The organism is Colwellia sp. C1TZA3, from assembly GCF_007954265.1.
Lineage (GTDB): Bacteria > Pseudomonadota > Gammaproteobacteria > Enterobacterales > Alteromonadaceae > Cognaticolwellia.
In genome coordinates, this window is record NZ_VOLS01000125.1 from 1 (window position 1) to 2,108 (window position 2,108).

3 protein-coding genes are annotated in these 2,108 nt (G+C 35.0%); all 3 read right to left on the minus strand.

From position 1 onward, the window contains the following. Positions 1-833: 833 nt before the first annotated feature. Positions 834-1,172 carry a sel1 repeat family protein gene (locus ESZ39_RS17400; RefSeq protein WP_146881180.1) on the minus strand — a complete coding sequence of 113 codons (339 nt, stop codon included), beginning with the start codon at positions 1,170-1,172 and terminating at the stop codon, positions 834-836. A gap of 170 nt (positions 1,173-1,342) precedes the next feature. Next, the gene (locus ESZ39_RS17405; RefSeq protein WP_146881181.1) at positions 1,343-1,603 is read right to left on the minus strand and encodes a Txe/YoeB family addiction module toxin; all 261 of its coding nucleotides are present in this window, start codon (positions 1,601-1,603) and stop codon (positions 1,343-1,345) included. Continuing rightward, positions 1,596-1,850 (minus strand): type II toxin-antitoxin system Phd/YefM family antitoxin, encoded by a 255-nt coding sequence (locus ESZ39_RS17410; RefSeq protein ID WP_146881182.1) that lies wholly within the window; start codon positions 1,848-1,850, stop codon positions 1,596-1,598. Before ESZ39_RS17410 ends, ESZ39_RS17405 begins: the two co-directional genes overlap by 8 nt. Between the last annotated feature and the right edge of the window lie 258 nt (positions 1,851-2,108).

Below are 2,108 nucleotides of genomic sequence, written 5' to 3' on the forward strand. Positions count from 1 at the left end.
GAGGAAAAATGGATAAATACAAGGCATAAAATTTAGTCAGTAGTTATTCACCTTATAAATTTTATAACGCTGTAGTTATTCATTTTAACCATTAAAAATGAGCAGGTAATTAATCAACTTGGTATTATACCAATCCCATTAAGTTATTGCTCACTTGTACTCGTTAAAATAGCTCAAGGCTGTGTTGCTCTCAATCCCAATAGCCAGCTATTGCTCTATCGAGCGCCTTACCTTGAGTTATTTTTCCTGCGCACAACAAGATCACAAACTTAATGGAACTGGTATTAGTTAACACTATGTATTCTAATCGCTAGCAGTAGTTAGCATTAATAACTAATCTAAAAATTTCTTCTTTTAGCGAATTAAAGACATTAAGTTTAATGCCTGTAATAGCAACTTTGAGCCTAAACTGCCAAAAATTCCTTGTCAAAATCAAGCTCTGAAACAGTATCAATGAGACGAAAGTGGACATTCCAGTTTAAGGCTTATGGTCGGTTTTCAGATGTTAAGAAATGGTGCCTTATAAGTACACCTACTTTTAAGGGGAACCAAATCGTATATAGAGGCATTGCAACGAAGAGGCTCAGCAATGTTAAGATTTACAATAAATAGTTAAATTTTGCTATTTTTCCACCTCAGGGTCTGTTGTTACAACGCAATTTACACTGTTAATTAGCAGCTAACTCTTTTTATTTTTTATTTTTTAAGGCAGTAAACTGATCCTGATTAAAATACCTAGCAGTGGAGAACTCACAATAAAAGAATACTGATTTTCCATTTGATTTGGCAATTACATTATTTACCAATAGAAAAAGATTTATTTAAATCTCTTTCTATTGCAACACCCCAAAATAAAGCTGTGCGAGATTAAACCTCGCAAGAAGAGCATCACTGTTTTGATTAAAACATCCAGTTTGACCTGTCGCCCCAACAATTTGTCCATTAGCCCAATCTCCTAACGCAGTTTGGACGGATGCCTTTTGATGCCAATCTAAAGCAACCTTTGTATCCTTCCCCCCCCCACCACCATTTGCGTAGAAAATACTTAAACGAAGTTGAGCCCACGGTTGACCTTTATCAGCATAAATCTTAGCTGTGTCGAATGCCTGTTGATAATTCCCAGAAGTCCATCCTATTGGTTCTTTCACCAATATTAGGATTAGGTCCAGCACATGCTCCTAGGAATATAGATAGAAATAGTATTGATAATTTGTGACGCATGCTGAAATCCTTTTTTGCGTTATAAGGCCTTGCTAAGCAGAAAATAATAGTTAGCTATAATCGAGAAGCGATGGCCAACTATTATTTTTCCGTTTGAGTAACTTATAGCTGCTGATTATAATTAATAATGATAGCGGCAGGATATAACGGTTATATGACTATCATTAACCGCATATACTAGACGATTAGATTCATCAACACGTCTAGACCAAAAACCTGATAAATTTTCTTTTAGAGGCTCAGGTTTTCCGATTCCCTCAAATGGAGAACGATTAGTATCTGTAATTAATTTATTAATTCTTTTAAGCGTTTTTTTATCTTGCCCTTGCCAATATACATAATCAGTCCATGCATCATTGGTCCAAGCTAACAACCTAGTCATTTAATATTTCTCGCTCAATCACTTGAGCGGATTTAAATTGCTCAATAGAGCGGCTTAAGTGAACTGCGTTAGCAGGTGACTTTAATAAATGAACAGTTTCCATCAAGCTATTGTAATGATCCATAGACATAACAACAGCATCTTCAGAATCTCTACGTGTGATTACCGTATGATCAGCATCGTTTACGACATGATCAAGTACAGATTTAAGTCCATTTCTTGCTTCAGTAAAAGATACAATTCTCATATTATTCTCTTTTCTTAGTTGTACATTTGATAAGACAAGTGTAACTAAAAAAAACAACATGTACAATATAATGCACACGTTAATTTGAAACAGCTAACGCCCACACCTCTATCAGGTCACCTCTATTAGGCCACATCTATTAGGCCACCCATATTAACTTGTGTATATTTACCTCAATAAACTAGACTTAATTTACCTTAATTAAATTTGGTAATTGTTATGCCTAAGCCTCGCTCACAACAAATCAGTTTAGTAGAT